The organism is Streptomyces sp. NPDC031274 (assembly GCF_055570235.1).
The window spans coordinates 1-2,404 of the sequence record NZ_JBVIHP010000087.1 but is presented as its reverse complement, the minus strand read 5'-3'; the positions used below and the strand labels follow the sequence as shown (position 1 = coordinate 2,404).

Below are 2,404 nucleotides of genomic sequence, written 5' to 3'. Positions count from 1 at the left end.
ATGGTCGGGTCGTTCGTCGACACGCTGGTGATCCGCACCGACCTCTCCGGAGATCCGGACTTCCGGCAGGTGCTGGGCCGGGTGCGGGAAGCGAGCCTGGGTGCCCTCGCGCACCAGGACGTACCGTTCGAACGCCTCGTGGAGGAACTGGCGCCGGTCCGCTCCCTGGCGCGGTACCCCCTGTTCCAGGTGGCCCTGACACTGCAGAACCTCGAGCGGCCGCGGCTGCGGATGCCCGGCGTGCGGGCGGGAGCGGCCGCGGGCATCGAGGCCGCGATGACCGCGTCGGTCAAGTGCGACGTGGACGTGATGATCGGGGAGACCTACGACGAGCACGGCCGTCCGGCCGGGTTGGTCGGGTCGGTGACCGGGGCGAAGGACCTGTTCGACGCCGCTTCGGTGGAAGCCGTCGCCGAACGGTGGAGCCGGGTGCTGACGCTGGTGACGGCGGCCCCCGACACCCGGCTGCTCGCCGTGGACGTGCTCGGCGCCGACGAGCGCACCCTTCTGCTCAGCGGCTGGAACGACACCGCGGCCCCGGCCCCCGCCTTGACGATCGTGGACCTGTTCGCCCGACGAGTCGCTGTGGCTCCGGAGGATGTGGCGGTCGTCGGCGACGGTGTCGAGCTGTCGTACGGGCAGCTCGCCGCGGCGGCCAATCGCCTGGCGCACCACCTGCGTGACCTGGGTGTGGGGCGTGAGTCGCTGGTCGGCCTGTGCCTGCCGCGGGGGGCTGGGCTGGTGACGGCGATGCTGGCCGTGCTGAAGGCGGGTGCGGCCTATGTGCCCGTCGATGCCGCGCTGCCGACCGAGCGCTTGGAGTTCATGCTCGCGGACAGCCGTGTGGAGTTCGTCCTCGGAACCCAGGATGCCCTGGCTGATCTGCCCGTCGAGCGAGAGCGACTGGTCACCGTCGACGACTCGGCGACGACCGCGAGGCTGGCCGTCCTCCCCACGGTCGCGCCAGACATAGCCATCGATCCTGCAGGGTTGGCCTACGTCATCTACACGTCCGGCTCGACGGGCACACCGAAGGGCGTGGCAGTCACCCACGACGGGCTCGTCAACCTGGTGGCTGCGCAGGGTGAGCGGTTTGCCGTGGAGCAGGGCTCGCGGGTGTTGCAGTTCGCCGCGGTCGGGTTCGATGCGGCGGTGTCGGAAGTGTTCGTGACGCTGTGTGCGGGGGCGACGCTGGTCATGGCTGGTGCTGAAGGGCCGGTGCCGGGCAGCGGCTTCCTCGATCCGGACGCGTATCGCGACGTGACGCATGCGACGCTGCCGCCGGCGGTCTTGAGGACGCTTGACGACGCCGATCTGGCTTCGGTGACCACGCTGGTGTCTGCGGGTGAGGCGCTGGATGGGGGGTTGGTGGCGCGGTGGGCTGCGGGCCGGCGGTTGATCAATGCGTATGGTCCGACGGAGATCACGGTGTGTGCGTCGATGTCGGGGCCGTTGGCGGCGGGCGACGAGCCCACGATCGGGAAGCCGATCGCCAACACGCGCCTGTACGTGCTGGATGCGGCGCTTCAGCCGGTGCCGGTCGGTGTGGCGGGCGAGTTGTATGTCGCTGGCGTGGGAGTGGCCCGTGGTTATGTGGGTCGGCCGGGGTTGACGGGTGAGCGGTTCGTGGCCTGTCCGTTCGGTTCGGGTTCCGGTGAGCGGATGTATCGGACCGGGGACCTGGCGAAGTGGACTCCGGATGGGCAGTTGGTGTTCGCGGGGCGTGCGGATGAGCAGGTGAAGATCCGCGGGTTCCGCATCGAACCGGGCGAGATCGAAGCGGTGCTGTCGACACACGCCGATGTCGCACAGGCCGCCATCGTCGCCCGCGAGGACACCCCCGGCGAGACGCGGCTCGTCGCTTACGTCGTCCCCACCGACACCGACACCGACACCGACACCGACGATCTTGACAGTGACTCCCTGCGGGTCCTCGTGGCCGGACGGTTGCCGGAGTACATGGTCCCGGCCGCGTTCGTCACGCTTGCGGAGTTGCCGCTGACGGTCAACGGCAAGCTCGATCGCAAGGCCCTCCCGGCGCCGGAGTACGCCACCGGCACCGGGCGTGCGCCGGCGACGGTCCAGGAGGAGATCCTGTGCGCGGCCTTCGCCCACATCCTCGGCGTGGAGTCGGTCAGGGTCGACGACAACTTCTTCCAACTCGGCGGGCATTCACTGCTCGCGGTTCGGCTGATATCGCGGATCCGCGCGGTGCTGGGCGTGGAGGTCAGGGTCCGGGCGTTGTTCGAGGCCCCGACGGTGGCCCGACTGGCGGCCCTGCTGGCAGAGGACACGGGGCAGGTCCGTACCCCGCTGCGGGTTGCGACACGTCCGGAGCGGGTGCCGTTGTCGTTCGCCCAGCAGCGGCTCTGGTTCCTGGCCCAGCTCGAAGGCCCGAGCCCGA

At 70.2% G+C, this 2,404-nt stretch carries 1 protein-coding gene; it reads left to right on the top strand.

The annotated features are described in order from the left end of the window. On the top strand, positions 1–2,404 hold a 2,404-nt coding region (locus ACZ5CR_RS43680), incomplete at both ends, for a non-ribosomal peptide synthetase (protein ID WP_468868811.1).